At 69.7% G+C, this 20178-nt stretch carries 16 protein-coding genes; 7 read left to right on the top strand and 9 right to left on the bottom strand.

Features of this window, described 5'->3' with window-relative positions; genetic code table 11:
* Window positions 1-66: 66 nt before the first annotated feature.
* On the bottom strand, window positions 67-2412 hold the full coding sequence (locus ACFCXS_RS39060) for a Helicase associated domain protein (protein WP_376648097.1): 2346 nt from the start codon (window positions 2410-2412) through the stop codon (window positions 67-69).
* Window positions 2413-2748: 336 nt separating this feature from the next.
* Here ACFCXS_RS39060 and ACFCXS_RS39055 point away from each other — a divergent pair, with 336 nt between their 5' ends.
* Window positions 2749-3903 (top strand): hypothetical protein, encoded by a 1155-nt coding sequence (locus ACFCXS_RS39055; protein WP_376648096.1) that lies wholly within the window; start codon window positions 2749-2751, stop codon window positions 3901-3903.
* A gap of 245 nt (window positions 3904-4148) precedes the next feature.
* A complete protein-coding gene (locus tag ACFCXS_RS39050) occupies window positions 4149-4535 on the top strand; it encodes a hypothetical protein (RefSeq protein WP_376648095.1) in 387 nt (128 codons plus the stop codon).
* An 88-nt stretch (window positions 4536-4623) separates the two neighbouring features.
* Here ACFCXS_RS39050 and ACFCXS_RS39045 read toward each other — a convergent pair whose 3' ends face one another.
* Together ACFCXS_RS39045 and ACFCXS_RS39040 are read right to left on the bottom strand one after the other, a co-directional pair.
* On the bottom strand, window positions 4624-5571 hold the full coding sequence (locus ACFCXS_RS39045; protein WP_376648094.1) for a hypothetical protein: 948 nt from the start codon (window positions 5569-5571) through the stop codon (window positions 4624-4626).
* A 240-nt stretch (window positions 5572-5811) separates the two neighbouring features.
* Entirely contained in the window at window positions 5812-8694 is a 2883-nt protein-coding gene (locus ACFCXS_RS39040) for an NACHT domain-containing protein (RefSeq protein ID WP_376648093.1), read from the bottom strand.
* 1243 nt (window positions 8695-9937) lie between these two features.
* Between ACFCXS_RS39040 and ACFCXS_RS39035 the strand changes: the two genes are divergently transcribed.
* Window positions 9938-11212, top strand: a complete 1275-nt coding sequence (locus ACFCXS_RS39035) for a PQQ-binding-like beta-propeller repeat protein (RefSeq protein ID WP_376648092.1) — start codon at window positions 9938-9940, stop codon at window positions 11210-11212.
* Window positions 11213-11276: 64 nt separating this feature from the next.
* Here the strand turns inward: ACFCXS_RS39035 and ACFCXS_RS39030 are convergent, their stop codons facing one another.
* On the bottom strand, window positions 11277-11750 hold the full coding sequence (locus ACFCXS_RS39030) for a hypothetical protein (RefSeq protein WP_376648091.1): 474 nt from the start codon (window positions 11748-11750) through the stop codon (window positions 11277-11279).
* A gap of 23 nt (window positions 11751-11773) precedes the next feature.
* Window positions 11774-12250: a hypothetical protein gene (locus ACFCXS_RS39025; RefSeq protein ID WP_376648090.1), complete on the bottom strand. Its 477-nt coding sequence runs from the start codon at window positions 12248-12250 to the stop codon at window positions 11774-11776.
* Window positions 12251-12616: 366 nt separating this feature from the next.
* Between ACFCXS_RS39025 and ACFCXS_RS39020 the strand changes: the two genes are divergently transcribed.
* Entirely contained in the window at window positions 12617-13453 is an 837-nt protein-coding gene (locus tag ACFCXS_RS39020; RefSeq protein ID WP_376648089.1) for a pentapeptide repeat-containing protein, read from the top strand.
* A gap of 26 nt (window positions 13454-13479) precedes the next feature.
* Here ACFCXS_RS39020 and ACFCXS_RS39015 read toward each other — a convergent pair whose 3' ends face one another.
* Genes ACFCXS_RS39015 through ACFCXS_RS39000 form a run of 4 tightly spaced genes read right to left on the bottom strand, consistent with a single transcriptional unit; the run spans window position 13480 to window position 18026 of the window.
* Window positions 13480-14244 (bottom strand): TatD family hydrolase, encoded by a 765-nt coding sequence (locus ACFCXS_RS39015; protein ID WP_376648088.1) that lies wholly within the window; start codon window positions 14242-14244, stop codon window positions 13480-13482.
* Window positions 14228-15499 carry a hypothetical protein gene (locus tag ACFCXS_RS39010; RefSeq protein ID WP_376648087.1) on the bottom strand — a complete coding sequence of 424 codons (1272 nt, stop codon included), beginning with the start codon at window positions 15497-15499 and terminating at the stop codon, window positions 14228-14230. Before ACFCXS_RS39010 ends, ACFCXS_RS39015 begins: the two co-directional genes overlap by 17 nt.
* Complete coding sequence (locus ACFCXS_RS39005) at window positions 15496-16329, bottom strand: hypothetical protein (RefSeq protein ID WP_376648086.1); 834 nt, start codon at window positions 16327-16329, stop codon at window positions 15496-15498. Before ACFCXS_RS39005 ends, ACFCXS_RS39010 begins: the two co-directional genes overlap by 4 nt.
* Window positions 16329-18026, bottom strand: a complete 1698-nt coding sequence (locus ACFCXS_RS39000) for a P-loop NTPase fold protein (protein ID WP_376648085.1) — start codon at window positions 18024-18026, stop codon at window positions 16329-16331. The genes ACFCXS_RS39005 and ACFCXS_RS39000 overlap by 1 nt, the downstream gene beginning before the upstream one ends.
* Before the next feature lie 426 nt (window positions 18027-18452).
* Here ACFCXS_RS39000 and ACFCXS_RS38995 point away from each other — a divergent pair, with 426 nt between their 5' ends.
* The 3 genes from ACFCXS_RS38995 (at window position 18453) to ACFCXS_RS38985 (ending at window position 19605) form a co-directional block, all read left to right on the top strand.
* Complete coding sequence (locus tag ACFCXS_RS38995) at window positions 18453-18593, top strand: hypothetical protein (RefSeq protein WP_376648084.1); 141 nt, start codon at window positions 18453-18455, stop codon at window positions 18591-18593.
* 171 nt (window positions 18594-18764) lie between these two features.
* Window positions 18765-19034, top strand: coding sequence for a hypothetical protein (locus tag ACFCXS_RS38990; protein WP_376648083.1), 270 nt, complete (start codon window positions 18765-18767; stop codon window positions 19032-19034).
* Window positions 19027-19605, top strand: a complete 579-nt coding sequence (locus tag ACFCXS_RS38985) for a hypothetical protein (protein WP_376648082.1) — start codon at window positions 19027-19029, stop codon at window positions 19603-19605. The genes ACFCXS_RS38990 and ACFCXS_RS38985 overlap by 8 nt, the downstream gene beginning before the upstream one ends.
* Window positions 19606-20178: the final 573 nt, after the last annotated feature.

The raw sequence follows: 20178 nt of genomic DNA, 5'->3' as shown, positions 1-20178 counted from the left end.
GGAGCGGCGGCGGTGGGGGCGGGCGACGGGCCGCAGTCGCCTGGGCGCGGTCGCGGCTGACTGTGGCTAGCGGGGCGGTTGGGGGCGCTTGCGGCGTCCCAGGCTGGGGTCCCAGACCATGCGCAGCGCTTCCAGGGCGCGGCGCTGCTCTTCGGTGAGCACCTCGGGGTGCTTGCGGCACTGGTGGATCCACTCCCCCAGCGGGAACGTCTTTGACTGCTCGCCGCCGTTGCCCCACCACCACGGTTCCTGGTGGCGGCGGGGAACGTCGATATGGCCTTCGCGGGCCAGGAACGCGCCGAGGTGCCCCAATCCCTCGTAGAAGCGGTGGCGTTCGGGGTCGTGGTAGCTGTCGTAGTAGACGCCGTCGGGCAGGGGCGGGATCCCCAGCTGGAGCAGCAGGTCCTGCTGGGCTTCGTCCAGGCGGAAGAACTTCAGCCGCTGTTTGTAGATCCAGTTCATGGTGATGCGGTCCTCCCGGCTTGTGTCCTTGGAGGACTGCGAGGTGGACCGCCAGCCAGCGGTTTGGGCAAGGGCCTTGGCGCGGGCGTACTTGCGCTTCCAGTCCATCCAGGGCGCGTTCCAGTGCGGGTCGAGGGCGGCGAGTGCCTGCTGGTGGGCGTCGGGCAGCCGGCCGGCGGCGGCCTTGCGGCGCTGGGTGGCCAGCCAGGTGCCCAGCCGGTGGCCACCGATGTCGGCCTTGACAGGGACGGCGAGGTGGCCGTGCTCGGCCGCCCAGGTGCGGGCGTGCTCCAGCATGGAGTCGAAGGTCTGCGTCGGCACCGTCCAGGGCAGGCCGAGCGCGTCCAGGGCCTGTTGGTGTTCAGCCGGCAGGCGGTCCAGGAAGTGGCGCAGACGCAGGTTGTGCACGCACTCGCCCAGGGCGAAGCCGTCCGGGTCGGTGTAGTCGGCGGGGACGTCCAGGTGCCCGAAGCTGGTGCGGTAGCGGGTGGCGGAGGCAAGGGCCTGTTCCCAGGTGCCGATGGCCGGCAGGGTGATCTCCAGGCCCAGGGCGCGGGCCAGTTGAGCGGCGCGCTCGGGATGGGCGTAGTAGACGGCCCGCCGCGCCGTGGTGGTGGCGGTGCGCGTGCGGGCGGGCAGCGCGATGCGGTCCATGAACGAGTTGTCGTGGGCGCGCAGCGCTTGCAGGAGGGTGAGCAGGTTCGCGAACGCGGAGCTGTGCAGCAGGTCGGCGGTGTCGGTGCCGGGGTGGAGGTAGACCGGGAAGATCAGGGTGGTCTTCTTCCCGGCGCCCGGGGGCTGGCGCAGGCCGCGGCCGACGGCCTGGATGGCGTCGATGGTGCTGTAGCGCGGGTCGGCGAAGACCACGGCGTCGACGTCGGGCATGTCGACGCCCTCGTTGAGCACCCGCACGTTGGACAGCACCGCGCAGTCCCGTTCGGGATCGGCGAAGTCGTCCAGCAGGTCGCGGCGCCAGTCGCCTGACTGTTGGCCGTGGATCGCCTGCGCCCACAGGTTCTCGATGCGCAGTTCCTCACCGACCTCCAGGGCGGTGGCCGGCAGCCAGGTGGCGAAGGCCTGTGCGAGGGCGACGCGGTTGTGGAAGACCAGGACGCGGCGCAGCCGGTGTTCGGCGATCGCCCGCAGCAGGGCGACTTGGGCGGCGGCGTTGCGCAGCCCATTGTGGTGGGCGCTGGTGGCCGGGCGGCGGGCGGCGAGGATGGCGTGCAGGTCGCTGTCGTCGACGATGGGCATGATGACCTGGTAGTCGGCCAGGATGCCGCGCTCGATGGCCTCGGCCATGCCCAGCTCGAACACGGTCGGGCCGAATATCTCGCGGTGGTCCATGGTGGCCAGCGGGATGCGTTCCATGAACGGCAGCAGCTCGCCCGCGGCCGGGGCGCCCCAGATCCTGGGCGTGGCGGTCATGTAGAGGCGGGTCTTGGCGGGGATCGCGCTGTCGTCGTGGACGGTGCCCCAGCCGTCTCCGAAGGCGGAGCAGGTGCGGTGGGCCTCGTCGGCGATCACCAGGTCCCAGGGCGGCAGGCCGTGCTGTTCGTGGGCACGCTGGATGTGGTGCAGCGAGCCGTAGGTGGCGAACACGGTGACCGGGCCGCCGACGCGCATCGCGCGGGCGATCGCCCGCGGGTGACGGGTCATCACCGCCTCGCCGGGGAACAGTCCGCTCTCTCGCTGGCGCAGGGAGCAGACGCCGAGCGCGAGCCCCGCCCGGCCGGCTTCGCGCCAGCGTCTGATGGTCTGCGTCACCAGGGCTTTCGTCGGCATCAGCACCAGCACGGCGCCCTGGTGGGCCAGGCGCTGCGCGGCCTGCTGGGCGATCAGGGTCTTGCCGGTGCCGCAGGCGGCCACCACCGTCATGCGCTGTTCACCGGCGGCCACGGCGGCCTTGATCGCGGCGAGCGCCTCGATCTGGTGCTCGCGTAACTCCATACCCTCTCCTCACCCAGCTGCCAAGGCGCCGCCTCGTGCCGGGCCGGGCCGCTTTGGGCCGAGCCCTCAGATCGCGCGGGAATGTACCCGGCGGACCCGCCGCTCCGGGCGGGACATCGACAGGTTTCAGCCAAAGACGCGTCCGGTGCGGGACGCGGTGGCCGAACGCACTGCGTGCGGCAGCCGGAGGCCGTAGAGAAGTAGCCGGGCAGAGGGAGGTGTTGCTTCGCTGGCTTCGCCTGTCTGCTGCCGGCAGCCGCGGCTGTCGCGCTCGGTGCGGACCGGCGGTGAAGAGCGGCGCCCGTTGAGGGCAGGTGATGTGGGAGGCGTGTGATTGTGACAGCGGCCCGTGCTCCGCGTGCCCGCGCGGCCCGACCACGCCGGACGAAGGCCTGGCGTCCGGCGCAGCGGCTGGGGCGGTCGGTGATGCCGTTCATCGGCGGGGAGTCGACCGGCTCCTACACGCGCCGCCTGGCGGACCTCAACGGCGGCATCCCGGACGAGGAGTTCTGGCTCATGTTCGGAACCCCGCTGCGCCAGGGCGGGGTCCCGAGCGACCCGCGCTACGGCGACGGGTATCTGAACCCGGCCGCGCTGGAGCGGCTCGCTGTCATGGCCGGCCGCCGGGTCGCCGAGCTGCAGCGCGCGCTGCCGAACCTGCGCAGCCACCGGCTGCTGCCCGTGGACGGGCCGCCGGTGTGGGACTGGCCCTGGGACACAGACGATTGCTTCCTGGTGCGGGTGTGCGAGCTGTGCGCCCGCACCAAGGGCACCAGCCTGGACGCCTACCTGGCCAGTGATGCGACCTGGCAGGTGTGCGCCCGCCACGGCCGCTGGCTGGACAACCGCCGCGAACCCGGGACGGCCGCCCTCCCCCTGACCGCACTGCCCGAGGTCGTCACTGCCCATCGGCTGCGGCCGCAGTTGGAGCGGCGCCTGGGCGCGGGCGGCCGCGCGATGTTCGCGGACGCCTACGCCATCGCCTCCTGCTGGTGGAACATCCCCGCCCTCAACGCGCCCGGGTGGCGGGCCCGCCGACGCGCGCTGGGACGCGCCGGGCGCGACGAGCTGCGCGTCGCACCGCTGGTGTTCTACCCGGAGGCTGTCCACCTGGCCCAGATGCTGGCCGCGCGGGAACGTCGGCGCCTGCGCCACACCCTGACCCCGGACGAGGATCACGTCTGGCTGGAGCGGGTCGCGCTGCTCCTCAAGGAGTGGGCCATCCCGGCCGAGGGCCTGGACGTGGTCGAGATCTGGGCCAGCCGGCATCCGCTCCTGCCCAAGCCACGGCGAACCCGCCAGACCTCGAATATGGCGGAGCGGCCGACCCGCGGCCGCCACCGGCGTCTGCCGGTGCACGCTCCGCACACCGAACAAACACTGGAGGCAACGCTCGACAAACGCTCCTGCCTGCCCTGGAAACTGGGCCAGATGATCACCACCGAGCTGTTTCCCGCCCCGGGAGGCTGGACTCTGGGCGGCCGCACGTAAGACCCAGGCCGTGACTGCCGCGTGCCCAGCCCGCCCCTTGTCCACGGACGCCAACGGCGACGTTCTGGTCCGCCGCCTCCGGGAGCTGCCCAGCGCAGCGGGTGTCAGGCAACGCGCCTGTGACGAGTGCCCTCGGCACGGGCCGGACGCGGCAAGCGCAATCTTGCTCCAACAGAGGTGGTGAGCGTGTCTGGCACGGCCGAACAGCGGTTGGGGGACGCGTAGGTCATGCGAGAGGAGCAGCAATGTCGTACGGGTACGGTGGGGGTCCCAACTGGCCGATGATTCGCGCCAAACAGCGCGCCGAGCGCGAGGCCGATGCCGTCGGCCGCGAAGGCGCGGCGTGGAGGGCGTCAGCTGGGCGGTGGAGGGCGGGCTTCGAAGCGCTGGCTCAGCGCGTGCGCGAAGCCGCGGGCCAAGCAGCAGCCGAGCACCAGCAAGAGGGAACGTGCCGCTGCCGTGCCTGTTGGGATGCTGTGATCACCGAGCTGCTCCAAGAAGCGGAGGGACACGGAACCGCCACGGGCCATCCCGGCGCCGCCGGGTACACGTTTTCCGTTGACGACCTGTTCGGTTCTTCCTCCTCCTTCGATGGCCTCTTCCGCAGCTCCGACCCGCCGAAACATACCTAGCCGATCCCAACTGCCAGGGGTCGTCGCGCACGCTGCGAGGGCTCCGTTCGCTGGTACTTCACGGCTTCCCGGCGCCGAGACCGGGCGGCTATGAGGAGTGGTTGTAGATCTCGTGGACCTGCTCGTCCGAGGAGAGAAGCCACGCGCGGGTGAGGGCGTCGGGGTGCTCGGCGGTCAGCTCGGACAGGAGATCCCGGGCCAGCGGCACGGGGATGTCGGTCATGGGCGGGGGTGTCTTGCCTGCAGCGTGCCGGGGCAGCTCAAGGCCTGGGGGCCGCCAGCCCATCCGTGCGTCGATCAACAGCCCGGTGGGCAGTCCCAGTTGGTACGCACGGCGGAGCTGGCCGGGTTCGTTGTTCTTGCGCTTGTGCTGGGCCAGTTTCTCGGTGATGGGGGCGGCGAGGATCTCCCGGATATTGTCGGTGTTGTGGCCCCACCCCCACGGCGTGTTCTGCAGCCGCCAGGACATGGGGTGCGTGGGGACGGACACGGTGATCGTCAGGGGCTCGGCCGGGTTGGTGGGCGGCCACGGTTCGGCGACCGGGAACGGGAAGCGGGGATCGTAGTCGGGGGCTTGGGGGTCGTAGACGGGCCGCCCGGTTTCGGCGGCCTGCCGGCCGAGGGCGGCCAGTCGTTGGAAGTAACGTCGGCGCTCCTTCGGACTGCTCTCGGTCTGTGGCGTGACGGTGATGCGCAGGCCGCCGGTAGGACTGATCAGCGTGGCCGCCGCGAGTTCTCGCCGCAGTGCCTCCTCGGCCGTGCGGATGGCTGCCGTCACCCGGGGGCCTCCGGGAGCACGGAGCGTGGTGTGATCGACGAACCAGGCTTCACCGGAGATCGAGACGTGCGCATCCACGGTGAGCACGCCGCGTGCCAGCCCGTAGAGCTGCTGGTAGTGCTCCTCCTGGTGATCAGGACTGCCGAGGAGAGCAACTGGCGTGCCGGTCTCTTCAAGTGCCGTGGCCCAGATCCGGAAGGCCGAGAGTTCCTGGGGATTTGGAGCGAGGAGCTGCCAGGGGTCGAGGTCGCGCGGCATGCTGCACCAACTCCCAGGGGCAAGGGCGTGTCGCAGAGGGACGTTCAGAAGGGATCTGCGTGCGTCCGGCCTTCTGCTCCACCCGCTGTGTGGAATGCGGGGCACCGCGCACGCAGGGACCACGGCAGGGCAGCGTGGCTGCAGACAGCCCCATGTCGCCGGGATCGCCGCGGGCAGCGAGCGGGATCAGCGGCGTACCACCGGCCCGGCTGGCGCCGGAGGCGAACCTCGGTTCGTGCGTCAGCGGCTTGTTCCCGGTTGGGCTGGTCGCCTGGCCCGCACGCCGGGTTGCGGCCGGTTCTCCATTTCGATGAGCAGCGACCTCTGCCCCCTACACCAGTCGGTGAACCAGTCTGGAACCGTTCCAGACGCTTGCAGGGTGCGCAGTTCTTTGAGGCTGAAGGGGTCTGCTCCCGAAATCACCGTGTGGTCAGGGCCTTTGGCTCGCGTGGCGGCCACCCGGTCAAACCACGGCTGGCCATGGACGAAGCCGACATGCTTGTGGAAGGGGTGGTAGGCGGGCACCGTCACTTCGAACAGGGCACAGCAAGCCCAGATGAGGGCGTCACGGATGTCACGGTTCTGGGTTGCCTCGGCCAGCCTGTCGGGCGCTGGAGGGGAGATGCCCTCACCGATGCGGGCGAAGGCCGCTCTGAGGAACCTGCCATCCACCCGTGGCAGGCTGGCTCGGATGGATGCGCCGAACGCGGCTGTGATCTTGCCTGCACCACTGTCCTCCCCCACCTCGCCGAGGAGTTCTTCCATATCCAGGAGAACCGGCCCCGGGACCGTCTCGCCGAATGCCTGGAATCCCAGGCCCCACTCCCATGCAGTCGGAGGCTCGCCGATGTCCACCAGCTCGTTGCGCAGCAGGTAGGCCAGGAGCGGCGGATCCTTCAAGCCCGGATTCCCCATCCCCAGGGCCACCTCGTACATCTGCTGATCCCACTGGGGATCAAACATGAGGGCTTCCCCCCGCCAGTAGAAGCGCGCCCACCTGGCGAGCGCTTGTCTGGCATGGAGTGAGTCCGTGCGGAGCTTGGCGATGAATCTACTCCTGGGGTCTCGGGAGAGTTCGAACACAGCCAGTGCCGTGTCCCGGCTGGATTCCAAGCTGGCGGTGTCCCAGGTGTCCAGGAGAACGTCGAAGATGGCGTCGGTCGACTGAGGGGGCAAAGGTGCGGCGTTCATGACGCGCAGGCACAGCGAGAGGTGCTTCGCCGAGGCCTGCTGACTGCTGTTCTTTGACCTCTCCATGAGGCTGGAGACAATGTCACGTGCGCCGCCGTCGTACTTGTCGTCGGCGCACTGGAAGATCACATCGACTAGTACCGAGCTGGCGTCCCGGTCGTAGGCGAGAACCATCTCCTCGACCACCTCGTCGAGGGTGCGTGCACGCCGCACGAGGGCTTCCGCGGCGAAGTACTCCATGAAGGTGCGGTGGGTGAAGCCGAACAGCCGGTGATCGACGGAGTCCGTGCCCTGGTAGGACAGCAGCCAGGCACGGTCCGCGCAGAAGTCCAGGAAGTCCTGCGCTCGGGATCGGGCATCGACCTCGTCCACCGAGGCCGTGTCCGTGAAGAAGGTGGCGATCAGCTTTTTCAGCTGTCCTTCCTGCACGCCGGCCTGCGCCGCCTGGCTCTTGTAGAAGAAGAGCGCGAGCTCCTGCATCAGACGGGTCCCGTAGTGCCGGTGATCCATCGGCTGCTCGATGTGGCGCATGGCGTCCCACCGCTGGAACAGCAGGTCGGCACAGGCCTCGTACACCATGCGGCGGTTGCGTGGAATGTAGCCGCGGGCGCGGTACAGGGCGCACAGCAGGGAGAGCATGAGGGGGTTCGTGCGGATGTCGGGGACGTTCTCGGTCTCCCTCAGGAAGGCCAGGCGGTCCTGCTCCGATCGTCCCGTGCTCCCGAACCACTTCTCGGTGTACTGCCCGACCTGCTCCAGGGAGAAGTCGTCCAGTTCGTAGATGTCGAAGTGCCGGGTGTCGAACGGCGTCTTGCTGTAGCCGACGCGTCGGGCCGTGATGAGGATCGGGATGAGCGGGAACCGGTTGGCGAAGGCCTCGATGGTCCGTACGAAGGTCATGCGGCGTCCGACGTCCACGATCTCGTCGATACCGTCGAAGATCACGAAGGAGCGGCCGAGCGTGGCCAGGTCACGGATCTCCTCCTCCTGCACGTCCAGTTGGAGGTTCTCGCGGAGGGAGCGTGTGATCGCCGAGACTATGTGCGCGGTTCCGTCCGCGCCGGGGACGTCCTTGCAGGACACCACGAGAGGCGCATAGGCGATGCCGGAGCCGGGCCGTGAGAGCTGGTGGACGAGGTTCTGGGTCATGGTGCTCTTGCCGACGCCCGGGTTGCCCAGGACCACGCAGCGCGGGCGGCTCAGGGGCGAGACGAGGAAGGAGTCGTCGCGGAACTCGTCCGAGCCACGTTTGCGCAGATTGCGCTGCACGTACAGCACTTCATGGTCGAACCGGGACGTCTCGCTGGTGTGGCTGAAGGTGTGGGCGAGGCTGAGCTCGGCGTAACGGCGTTCCGACGCGGCTCGGATGTCTGTCAGTACCTCGCGGGCGCGCTTCACCCGGGGCGAGGAGCCGAGGATGTCGACGATGTCCCGGAAGGCGGCGTTGGGCGGGGCGTCGCTGCCCGACACCTGTGGTGCGGCGCCGATGTAGGCGGTGACCTTCTCCAGGTCGGCGGCACTGAGCGTCGCGGTGATGCTGTCATCGCGGGGGAAGACGCTCTCCATGTAGGCCAAGGCGAGCTGCCAGAGCGCGCCTGCCAGCCCGGCCCAGGTGTATCCGTGTTCCTCGCAGAAGTCCTCCGCGCGGGCCGTGAACGTCTCCTCGTACTCCTGGGCGAGTTCCGACAGCTCCCGGCGGGATCTGATGCCGAGCCTGGCGATGAACAGAAACTGCGACAGAGCGACGGTCTCGGGCTGTTCGAGGAACTGCGACACCTGGGCGACCTGGTCCTGGGTCAGCAGGGCGATCGCCTCGCCGGTGCCGTCCGTGAGGAGGAGGCCGCCCCGCTCGTCGGTCTCTTCCGCCCACGGGGACGGGGGCGTGTCTCCTGTTACGGGGGCCGACGACCTCGTCACGAACGCTGCTGCCATGCGTCCGACCACACTGCCCACAATTGCCGGCTCCACCGATGCTCCTCCCCGCGATCTGCCCCACATCCTCGCAGAAGGAACCTCCCCTGTCCGGGACCACTCCCCCGGCTCGACGGGCCGCCCGCCTGTCTGAGGCTGGACCTGACGCCGGGCAAGCCGCAGGTCCTGCCACGGCCGCCGGGTGGAAAGCTGCGGCATCGGCCCCGAGGCGCAGCTGATAAACCAGCCGAGCACCGGTATAGGCGGGCACCTTGGGGCCCGGCCAGGGGCCGTCGGCGTCAAAGAGCCGGTAACCGACTGCACGGTGGCGCGTTGCCCAAGCGAGGGGAAGGCGCCACCGGCGCGACGGTCCGATGAACACGTGCACGCGTGCCGGGCCGCTCACTCCTCCTTAGCCGGGCCGCCCCCGTGCGCCGGCTGTCACGGATCACTCTGGGGAGGGACGTGTCCTACCGTCGCGACATCGGCACCCCGGCTGCGTTGTCCGTTCAGCGCGCCGCGTTGCAGCAGGACGGATCGCCGGGGCCGGCCGGCGCCGGCCCCTACTCCACCGGGGGTGGCGGGACCATCCTGGAGCACCGCTACGGAGCGGTGCTGTTGTCGCATCTGCTGACCGGAACCCCGGTGCCCGGTCTGGGGGACGCCGTGACGCCGGTCCGGATCCGCTTTCAGGCGCGCTCCGTCAGCCGCGTGGACGACGTCGTTGTGGTCGGAACGGCACCCAACAAAACGGAAGTTGTACTGTCCATCGGGGTGCGCAGAAATCCGAAGCTGGTGCCGAGCGAGGCGGACTCCGTCAGGCTCATCGGCGACTTCCTGCACGTCGCGCGCACCAGGCGGGCGCTGGTGGACAGCGGCCGCTGGAAGCTCGCCCTGGCCGTAGTGCCCTCCTGTGTTCCCGCTCAGCAGCTCAAGACGTTGGCCGAGATGGCTTCGGCGGCGGGCAGTTGGACGGAGTTCCAGGGCCGACTGCGCCGTCCAGGCAGCCTGCAGGCAGCGGTGCGCAACCGCCTGACCCAGATGGAGGCGATCGTTGCCTCCCTGACCCCCGAGCCGCCGGCGCAGGCGGCTCGGGAGACCTGGCGGCTGCTGTCGGCCGTGCGTCTGACCGAGATGCGGCTGGAAGGCGCCGACTGCACGGACCGGACCTACAGCGTGGAACGTCTGCGGGCCGTGACACCACAGCGCAGCAACAACGCGGCGAACGCCCTGTTCGCCCATCTCGCGGAGCAGGTGGGCGCCTATGCTCCCGGCGGCGCGGTGGTGGATCTGTCCCGGCTTCACGCTGACCTTCAGGGACTGGACTGCTTCGCCCCGGCGCGCCTGCCCTCCCCCCACCGCTGCTGCGCCCGCCCGGCCGACGGCTACGCGAACGCCACGGCCGAGCCGGCGTCGTGCACGCGCCAGGCTGCGGTGGAAGGCTCGTCTGCTGTCCGGGGCGGCACAGCAGCCCCAGGTGCACGACGGCACCGTGGTGGTGGTCGACGACTGCTGGACGCTCGCCTTCGATGCGGACTCCGGCGACCAGCGCTGGGGCAAGAAGGCCGGCGGCGGGCACAGAGCGGTGGTCGCCGGCGGGGCGTGCTTCACCCCCGACCCACTGGGCCATGCCCGGGCCTGGGACCTGCGCACCGGTCAGCGCAGCGCGCCGCTGCGTCTGCTCATGCAGGACGGCCTGGCCGCGGTGTCGGACGGGGTGCTGTTCGTCGCGCATCCCACGACGGGGCTGAGTGCCTACGACGTCGCCTCGAAAGCGGTGCTGTGGTCGGGCGCCGGGGACCGCCTGACGGTCGCGGCGGCGCCCTACGCTCATGGCGGCACGGTGTTCGCGCTGCTGCGGGCCTCGTCGGCACCCGCGTGCGAGCAGCAGGTTCTTGCTGCCTTCGAGGCGAGGAGCGGGCGTACGGTGTGGTGCTGGTCGAGTGGCTCGTGCGCCATCGCGCACTGGAGCGCCGGTGACCAGGTCCTCACCACCGTTCTCGACACGCCGGATCACAAACGGGAGATCGTCGCCCTGGACCGCATCAGCGGAGAGCTCCTGTGGCGCCACGAACTGGCCGGCGAGGCGGCAGCAGCGCCGGTACATACGGGTACGGCGGTTCATCTGACGACCCGTTGCGGCCGGGCACTGGCCTGGGATGCACGGGGCGGACGCCTGCGGTGGGACGTTCAGGCCGCCCGGCGCATCAGTACGGCTCCCCTGGTCACTGACGACGGTGTCTGTATCGCCGCTTTCGCCCCGGGGCGGCTGGTGGTCCTCGATCCGTCCTCGGGTGGCGAGTTGTGGCGCAAGAGCGTGAGCGGCGCCTTCACCGCCGCGCCGTTCATGGCGGGCGACCGCATCTGGGCCGCTGACCGTACCGGAGTCCTGTACAGCTGGGACCCGGGCACCCGCCGGAGCACGGCACAGCAGTTGGAGCGGTGGAGCGAAGAGGGCGGCGGGCAGCCAGCCGTCGAGGGTCGCACGTTGTTCGTCTCCACCTGCAGCGGCTGGCTCCAGGCGTGGGAACTGCCCTGAAGGGGCCCGCCGGTCATCGCCGGCAACCACATCCCCGTCGTGGACACAGCCTTGGCCTGGGCTGTCAGCGTTCGATCGCCAGCGGCACGCGTACGTAGCTGGTGAGACCGGCGTGGATCGCGGGGTCGATGCAGTCCACGTCGGCCATCGGCCCAGTGATGACGACGACGTCGCCGGTGGTGGCGACAACGCGCTGCCATGTGTGCTGCGACGGCATGCAGCCGTCGTAGAGGTAGCTCGTGTCGGGGAAACGGATCACGAGGGCCTCGTCGGGCAGTCGCAGCTCGGCGCTCCAGCCCGGGGTGCGCTGGGGGGTGAAGAGGGATGTCGTGGTGAGCTGCTGTCCGCCCGCACGTCGTACCAGGAACTCGACGGCGTCGGGGATCTCGACCTGGTCCTGGGCATCGCGGACCTGCAGGGTGTGGGGTTGCAGGATGAAGATCGCTGCTTCGTCGGCAAAGTGCCCGCTCGCCGCCTGGAGTTGCATCTCGGCGATGCCCGGGAGGTGGGGCGGCAGCGGGGTGTCGTGGTTGCTCATCACTTCTCCTCTGCGGCCGGGGGTCACTGGTGGAGGAAGTCCGTCGACCACCGGGACAGGCCGGCGACGAGGGTGACAGCGGTGTCCGCCGCTTCGCGGCGCTGTGCTGCTGTGCGGTGGATGCAGACGGTGTCCTTGATCCGCCCGTGTGCGCCGTATTGCCGTGCCAGCGTGCGGAAGGTGGCCGAAGCGCGAAACGGGACGTCGGACGCTTCGTCTCCGGCGACGAGCTGTGACGGGATACCACAGTACGTTTCGGATGTGATGAAGCAGGCCCAAAGCACCAGCTCCAGCGTCGCTCGCGCATCGTCCGCGACACGGTCCAGCAGGACAGGCCGACACTGCTGGCAGTCATCCAGCGTCGCGTAGGTCAACTGGTCCAGTAATTCGGGAAACGGCGCGGGCAGTTCGCATGCGAGGTGCGCCCGGGACGGCGGGATGAACCGCAGCCTCTGCGCTGCGGCATCGTGCCGATGGTCGGCGCGGCTCGTCTTCTCCATGGGCTCTCCCGTAACAGGCTCGCTCCCTGGCACCACGGCTCATCCTTCCGGACCTTCACGCCCCGGCGGTGGGAAAGTCACGAACCCGCCGTGCGGCGGCAGATCTTCCGGTAGAAGAGGCGCGAGCGGGCCCGGCTATCCGTCAGCCTCGACGTCACGGGCGCCTACACCGACTCGAACTCGCCAGCTCCCTGGGCCTGCGCCTCCTGCACGCCGACCGCCTCGACGTACTGCTGTACGCCTTCGGAACGAACTACGCCAAGGGCACCATCGAGTGGCGGCACGCACAAAGTGGTGGCCACCTCCCGTATCCCGTACGCCGCTTACAGTCGCCCCCGGTGGGGTGGGCGCGATAGAAACCGGGTCATGGAGTTGAAGAAGGTGTGGCCGGCCGTGATGGCTGTGCTGGGCGCGGCCGGGCTGGCGGGGGCGCTGGCTCTGATGTTCACTCCGCTGAGCCGGCGCCTGGCACGCTGGCTGGCCGGGCAGGACTGGTCGTCGATGGACGCCGCGGCCCGGTCTGCGGCGGTGGGGCAAGTCCGGCTGGCCGTGGTGCAGGCCGTTGCGGGCATCGGTGCCGGCATCGCGCTGATCTATACCGCCCGGTCCTACCGGCTGAGCCGTCGCGGGCAGGTGACGGACCGCTTCACGAAGGCGCTGGAGCGGCTGAGTTCGGCTGAGCCGTATGTGTGCATCGGGGGTGTTCTGGCGCTGGAACAGATCGTCCAGGATGCCCCTGACCAGGGAATGCATGCCGCGCGGGTGCTGAATGCGTTCGTGCAGCGCCATACGCAGACTGCCGGTGCGCCGGGCGGTCTGGCGTCCGTGCAGCTTCCGGAGGAACCCGGCGAGATGGTTCAGGAGGCGCTGCGGGCGCTCACCGCACCTGGTTCACGGCGTCGAGGAGGTTCCTGGCCGCCGGTCGATCTCGCTGGGCGTCATCTCGCGAAGGCCCGGCTGCCGGGGGCTGACCTGCGGGGGGCTCTTCTTGAGGGGGCGACGCTCAGGGGCGCCGTTCTGTGTCGGGCGCGGCTCGACGGTGCGGACCTGGCGGATGCCGATCTGGTGCGGGCGGACTTGTCCGATGCGCAGGGGCTGACGGTCGAGCAGGTTCTTGCGGCCCGCGGTCTGCAGGACTGTGTGCTGCCGGAGCCCGTGCGCAGTGATCCTCGGGTCGTGGAGCGTGTCAGCCGGGGTGAGTGACGCCGGTGGCTTCAACGGGCTGCGTGTCAGGCTTCCAGAGCCCAGTCCGCGACGTGTTCGGGAAGCCTGTCCAGGACGTGCGTGCGGGTGGCCAGTTCGCGCAGGTTCTGCCAGAAGCGCCGTCTGACGTGTTCTGGTGTCATGCCGTGGAGTTGGGCGAGCCGTTGTTCGAGCCGGTCGATGTGGCCGGGGCGTGATGCGCCGGTGGCGCGCCGGCTGGCCGGAAAGTCGGTCTCCGGCAGCAGGCGCGTCAGGGGCAGGGAGGTCAGGATGTCGTCGGGCATGGCGGCGTTGACAGAGAAGTAGGCCCCCAGGGCGATGGCGTGTTGCCGCTCGGTGGGGCTGCCGAGGAACCAGTGCAGGATCATTCCGGGGTGCGGCTGGTCCGTCAGCAGGTCGAGGAGGTGGCCGGTGCGTCCGGTGCTGTGCAGCGACAGCAGAACGGGCTGGTCCTGTGCGGCCTCAAGGATCTGCGTGAGTACGGTGCGTTGCCGCTCGAGGTTGCCTCGGCGGTCGAGGCCGACTTCCCCAATGAGGCAGCTGAGCCGCAAGGTAGCGCGGAACTGCTGCAGGTCGAAGGCATCGAGCGCTTCGGGAACGCCAGGGTGTACGCCGGATCCCCACACCAGGCTCGCATCACGGCGCCGGCAGGCGCGGTGCGCTTCGGCTGGGGTGCGGGTGACGGCGAAGACGACGGCTCCGTGCAGGGCGTCGATCTGCGCGGGCGTCACATCGGGTGCGATGTGGGCGTGGCAGTCGAGCGGTGGCAGTTCGTCAGGGAAGGGGGACATGGTTCAGCTCCTGCAGACCTCGTTGGCACATGTCCACGACGGCGTCGAGGTCGGCGTCGGGGGGAAGTTCACCGACGGCGAGGATGTCGGTGTCGTCGATGCCGCGGGCGATGGCCTGCCGCACGTCGTGGACATCTTTACGACGGCGGTCCAGCAGCAACTGGTGTGCTGCGCCGGTGAGGTGATCAACGAGGTAGATGGTGGCGTCACGGTGGGGGCCCGCGGTGAATGATCCCCTGCGGACCAGACAGGCCAGGCACAGGCCGCAGTTGAGGGTGGGATCTCCGCCGGGGTACCAGTTGCCGTCGAGTTTGCTGCACGAGAGGGTTGCCGCTCCCGCTTGCAGCAGGGACTGGCCCGCACGGTCCAAGGCTCGCGCCAGGAGCTGTCCCTTGGTGAGGTAGGCGTAGGGGTTGGCCACCGTCACGGTGATGTCCAGGCTGGCCAAGAGTTCGTTGATGCGGGCGAACGTGCCCGGGTGGGTCGAGCGGGTGGACAGGGCGCCGCCCCGGGCTGCGGTCAGGGGCGGGTTGATGCTGGTGAAGCCGTTCTCGGGGACGGTCACCCGCGGGCTCGAAGCGCCGGCGGCGACTGCTGAGGCCAGGGCGGCGAACAGCAGGCTGCGGCTGCGTGAGGAGGATTCCGCGGCGGTATGGGTCTGGCAGAGCTTCACGCTGAGGTGACGCAGCGGCTGCCGCCCATGGCCGTTGAGCCAGGTACTGGTCTGCTGCTGGGCGTGGCGGATGACGGTGCTGCCGTCGTAGTGGCTGAGGTGGATGCGCTCTGCCGTGTCACCGAGGTGGTCCGCGGCGCCGCACAGGGAGTCGAGTCCGCCGCTGAGGAGCATCACGTCGTCGGCGTCGGGCACGGGTGCCTGGCGGTGGCCGCCGGGGGCGGCGGGTACGGCGTGCAGGTGCCAGGCGTCGCCGGTGAGCCAGGACAGCAGTTCTTCGGCGAGCCGTCCGGATGAGACGTTCCAGGGGTCGGGGTCAATGGTGTGGACGGTGAGGTCGATGGTGCGCGCGAAGGTAGTGGGGCGACGGGCGCTGCGGTCGGCGAGGTAGGCGGAGGCAGCGATACGGACGAGGTCGGCGGCCGCGGCCGGTGCGGGGCCCAGGAGGTCGAGGTCCCAGCCGAGTGTGCAGGTGACCGTCGGCGTGGGGCTGTGGGCGCGGGTGCGGGGCCAGTGCAGGGCGGTGGCGGAGGGCTCGTGCTGCTGTCCGTCGTGCGGCAGTACTTCGTAGGCGGTCGTCATGAGCGTCCTGCGCGCAGAATGCGCAGTGCCTCCCTCGTCACTCTCGCTGCTGTGGCGGTGAAATCCTTGACGGTCATGCGTCGCGTGTCGGGCACGGAGATGTGGCGTACTCGGCGTTGCAGCCAGGACCGCAGCCAGCCCTGTTTGCGGACGGCTTCCTCCGGGGTGAGATTGTCGCTGGCTTTTTGGGACTGGAGCTCGACCAGGCCGAGTTCGTATATCCATTCGGCGACCAGGCCACGCAGACTGTCTTCCGGGGTGGGCGGCTCGGCCGCGAGGAGGACATCTTTGACGTGCTTGACGGTGGCCCTGCGCAGGGCCGCCTCATCGGGGTGTCCGGCGTCGCCGAGGACGGCCTGCAGGATGCGGGAGATCTGGGTACGCCGTGGCAAGCTGCTCAGCTCGGTGAAGTCCAGGCCGAGTTCACGCAGTTGCGCGGCGTCGCCGTTACGCAGTGCGTAGGCTCCCGCGAGGGCTGCGGCACCGCGGGAGGCGCCATTGAGTACCTGGCGCTGCGATCCGCCGCCGATACGGCCGGGGCCGGCCGCGCCCCCGGCTCCTCCTCCCCCGCCGCCACCGCCGCTGCCGCGGGCAGGGGCGATCAGGGCGGAGAGCGGATAGCCGCCGGCCGGCACCGTGCCGTGGTCCGCGTCGTCCTTGTTCAGCGCGGTGGCCAGCGCCTGCACGACGTCGTCGAGGAGCTGCTGGCCGTCCGGCAGATCCAGGGTGTCCGCAGGTCCCGTTCCTATGCCGGGCAGGGCGTCGAAAGCGTCATGGGCCGCGCTCCACTCCGCGGAGCCGCTGCCTCCGTAAGAGCCTGACGTCCCCATCAGCGGCCCTCCTGTTCCACCTTGGCTGCTTCCTGCACCATCGGGTCAATGTCGGTGGCGTCTGCCAGGCGTGCCGCCAGGTCGCGCAGTTCCTCGCTGTCGCTGTCGGCGATGTCCAGGGCGGAGCCGGGGGTGAGGTTGTGGCGCATATCCCACAGGCCGTCGGCGATGCGGCGGCGTAGGTCCGCGGTGGCCTTCGCGATGTACAGGAGGGACTCCACGAGCGGCTCACTCTCCTGTTCCCGGCGGCCGCGCTCCAACAGGGCCTCGACGACGGCCTGCTGCTCCGTGACCGGGCGTGCCGTCACCTCCTGCTGCGCGCTGCGCCGGTGCGGCTCGGCCTGACCGGCGAGGTGGGAGACCCAGGTGACCTGCTCCTGGGTGAGGGACGCAGCCGCGGTGAGGCTCACAAGAGAGGCGGCCAGGCTGAGATAGGGGCCGATCGGGGCCGTGGTGAGGTCGGGTTCGGAAGCGGCCCAGTGCCTGCTCGCCTCACTGACCTGGTCCGGCCTGTCGTCACGTTCCCCCTTCCCCCAGGCCTGCCAATGCTCAAGGAGTTCACTGCGCGGGACGTCCTGGAGTTTGACGAGGGTCTCGAAGTCCTTGCCGGGGCTGTCTTCCAGCAGCATGAGCTTGACGATCACCGAGGGGTCGATGCTGATGCCCTGGCTCTCGGCGATCCGGGTCCGCAGGGCGAACGCGTTGAGGAAGCGTTTGATGCTGCGCGGGCTTCCGGACCGGTCGGCCGACAGACCGGTGGCCAGCCGGCTGGCCAGAGCGAGCGAGGCCCCGTCGGGCTGCCACGGAAGACTCTGTAGATCCGACAGAACCGGCGACTGCCCCGCGGCCCGCCGCTGCTGGGCGTGCTCGACCAGCCGTGTGTAGTGCTCCGGCGAGCACTGGTGGGCCGAAAGCAGCAGAGTGATGAAGGTGGCTGCCTCGTCGGCGCCGATCCGCGGCAGTGACAGGGGCACCTGGACGATCTTCTCCAGATAGCGGTGGGCGAACCGCTCCCCCCGGCCCGTGGCATCCAGACTGGCTGCGATCGACTCGCGCACCATGTCCTGGTCCGCCGCCAGGACGAACGCGACCTTCTCGACGGACAGGAACAGCTTGATGGCCTCCAGCGTGGCCATCACCGCGTCGGGCAGACAGCGGTCCAGATCGTCGACCAGCACGACCAGACGCTTCAGCTGCGTCAAGTCCCTGAGCAGGCGGGCGAACTCCTCCCGGAAGCCCGCCAGGCTCCTGGCATCGCTCTTCGAACGCGGTGTGAGGGCCTCGACCAAGTCCTCGGACTGGGCGACCAGCGATCCCCTCGCCATACTGACCGCAACACGTGACCAGCTCACGCGCTCAAGAAGCCCATTGATCTTCTCCGGCAAACCCTCCTGCGCCCCGTAGGCCGACAGAAGATCCTGCAGGACTTCACCGATCACGCCACCGCGCACATCGAACTGGTCGTCGAACTCCCAGGGATCGAGACGGATCACCCGGTAACCGTCTCGCCCGTCCAGCTCCTTGTGCAAAAGCCGCAGCACCGTCGACTTCCCGCCGCCCCAGGGCGCGGCGATGCCGATCGTCACCGGGTCCAGATACGGGATCTCGAGCGTGGTCACCACCGTGTCGACGATGGATGCGAAGCCCAGCAGGTCCACACCCGTGGGATTGTCGTCCCACAGTCTCATTTCGCTCATCACACGCCCCCAGCCCGCTGCAATGCTCCGCCGACGCCGCGCGCAGCGCAATCGGTGATCGGGCGGCCCGGCCAACCGGCCGCTGCACGTACCGTCGACCGGGCCGTCAACGCCCCAGCGTCACCCCGGGAGCGGACACCCCGACCACATCGCGCGACGGCTCCCCTTCGGCCGTCATACTTACCACAACAGTAGCAATGGCCACAGCAGCTGACATGCTGCAACAAACGCCTCCCCCTGTCACAGGATCACTCCGTATCCTCCCGGCGCCGGCACCATAAGCGCCCCGGGCCCGGCCAGGGCCTTCACTCAGCTGGGACGCTCGGCCATCCCGGGCACCGGGACCTGTCACTGCGGAGACCACAGACCTGCTCATGGGACGAAGAAGCTCAACTCCGCAGGCAGCGGCAGGCTCGCGACCCCGCCATGTTGGACTTCCGCGCCGAGCACGGCGCCACCGTCGGCGCCGAGCTGCTCCCCTCGGCACGAGTGAGCGAGGCCCTGGACCGTCTGCGGCGCAACGACGTCCGCTGCCGCTTCGTACTCGGTCTGCCCGACCTGGGCTGAACGGCGAAGACCGGAAACCGCAGTACGTCCGGGCCACTCCTCTCCGCAGCCTTGCCCGTGGGCCCGCGAGTCCTCACACGGCGTCGGATATTTTCTCCCTGTCCGGGCGCCGGGAAACGGGCATGACGATCTGTCGGCCAGGCACGTCGGGACCAAGGGGAGGAACCGATCGTGAGCACGCACCCCGACCTGCCCGACCACCTGGTCCACTTCACGTCCCGCCCCCGGGGGCGGGACGAGGAGGTACCGGGCTTCGCCCGGGGCAGCGCCGAAGAGCGGTTGGTGAACATTCTGCACAGCGGCGTGCTGGGCGGTAACACGACCTTCTGGACCGACGCGCCGGTGATCTGCTTCAGCGAGGTCACCGAGGAGGCCCGCCGGGCGATGCTGCGCCATGGCGTCCGCCGCGGGGCCCTACCCGCCCTGGGGACTCGTGCTTGACCGCCAGCAGCTCATCGCCGCCGGCGCCCGGCTGGCGCTGTACGTATCCCGTACCGAGCAGGCCCACATGAAGGCGGAGCTGCCGCAGCGCACCTACAACCGGTGCGTGGTGTATGAGCCGGACGCCGCCCGGGGGCGGTCGGACTGGCTGTTCGAGCGGGAGTGGCGGCTGTGCTACGGCCCCGCCCAGACCGCGGAACTGGCCATCACCCCCGAGCTTGTCGTCGGCGTCATCGTCGGCCGCCGGGGCTGGATGCCGCCGCCCCGGCAGGCAGTGCCGGCCGACACCGTCGCCGACCTCAAGTCCCAACTGCAAGCCCTTCCAGCCCTGGTGAAGTCCTGGAGGGAGCAACTCCCCGACGGGGCGATCCAGAGCATCAGCGTGAGCGCAGGCTCGACGCGGACGAAGTTCGCCGGGGCCGCCGACCGCCTGGCCCGCCGGTACTGGAACGGCGACGACCTCATACCAGACAGCCACTTCGACATACGGGAGCAGCAGATGAAGCACTCCCCGCACGACGATCAGGGGCCGGCAATCGAAGTCGGCTTCACACTCGACCTCCCCGAGTGAAGAACTGGTCGGTCACCACGCGCCCAGAACGTCGCCGACAACCTCACCACACTCCTGAAGCCACTCATTTCAACCACCCCGTCGACGAAACCTCCGCGCACAGCACGTGGTAACAGCGGCCCGGGTTCCGCGCCACGTACTGCAGCAGCCTGGTGCTCCCGGTGGATCCGGGGGTACCCGGCACACGCAGCGGAACAACCAGCCCATACTCCGACCCCCTCCCGGGACGACTTGAAGGTCCCAGCACCCCTACGCCTCCTACAACGCCGTGATCCGCACCCGCCCGCCCCAGGGCTGGGCGAAGCGAGCCGCCGTATGGCCGCGGGCCCCAGCGCGACGACCCTCCGGGCGGCGAGGGGGCCACGTACTCGGGGCCCGGCTCGAAGATCGCCGCCCACCTCCAGGATGCGAAGAACGGGTTCTCGTACAGGCGTACGGGCGGGCGGCAAGGTCCATGTCGTCACGCAGGACGAGTTCGGGGGGGGGCTGCTGGACCTCGCGGCGTGGCTGGGCGCACCGCTCACCGACACGAAGGAGCCTGCGGTGCTCCCCAAGGATGCGACGGACGCGCGC

This window comes from Streptomyces sp. NPDC056373, assembly GCF_042262425.1.
GTDB lineage: Bacteria > Actinomycetota > Actinomycetes > Streptomycetales > Streptomycetaceae > Streptomyces.
Note: the sequence above shows the minus strand (reverse complement) of the source record. Positions and strands in the feature narration are given on the sequence as shown.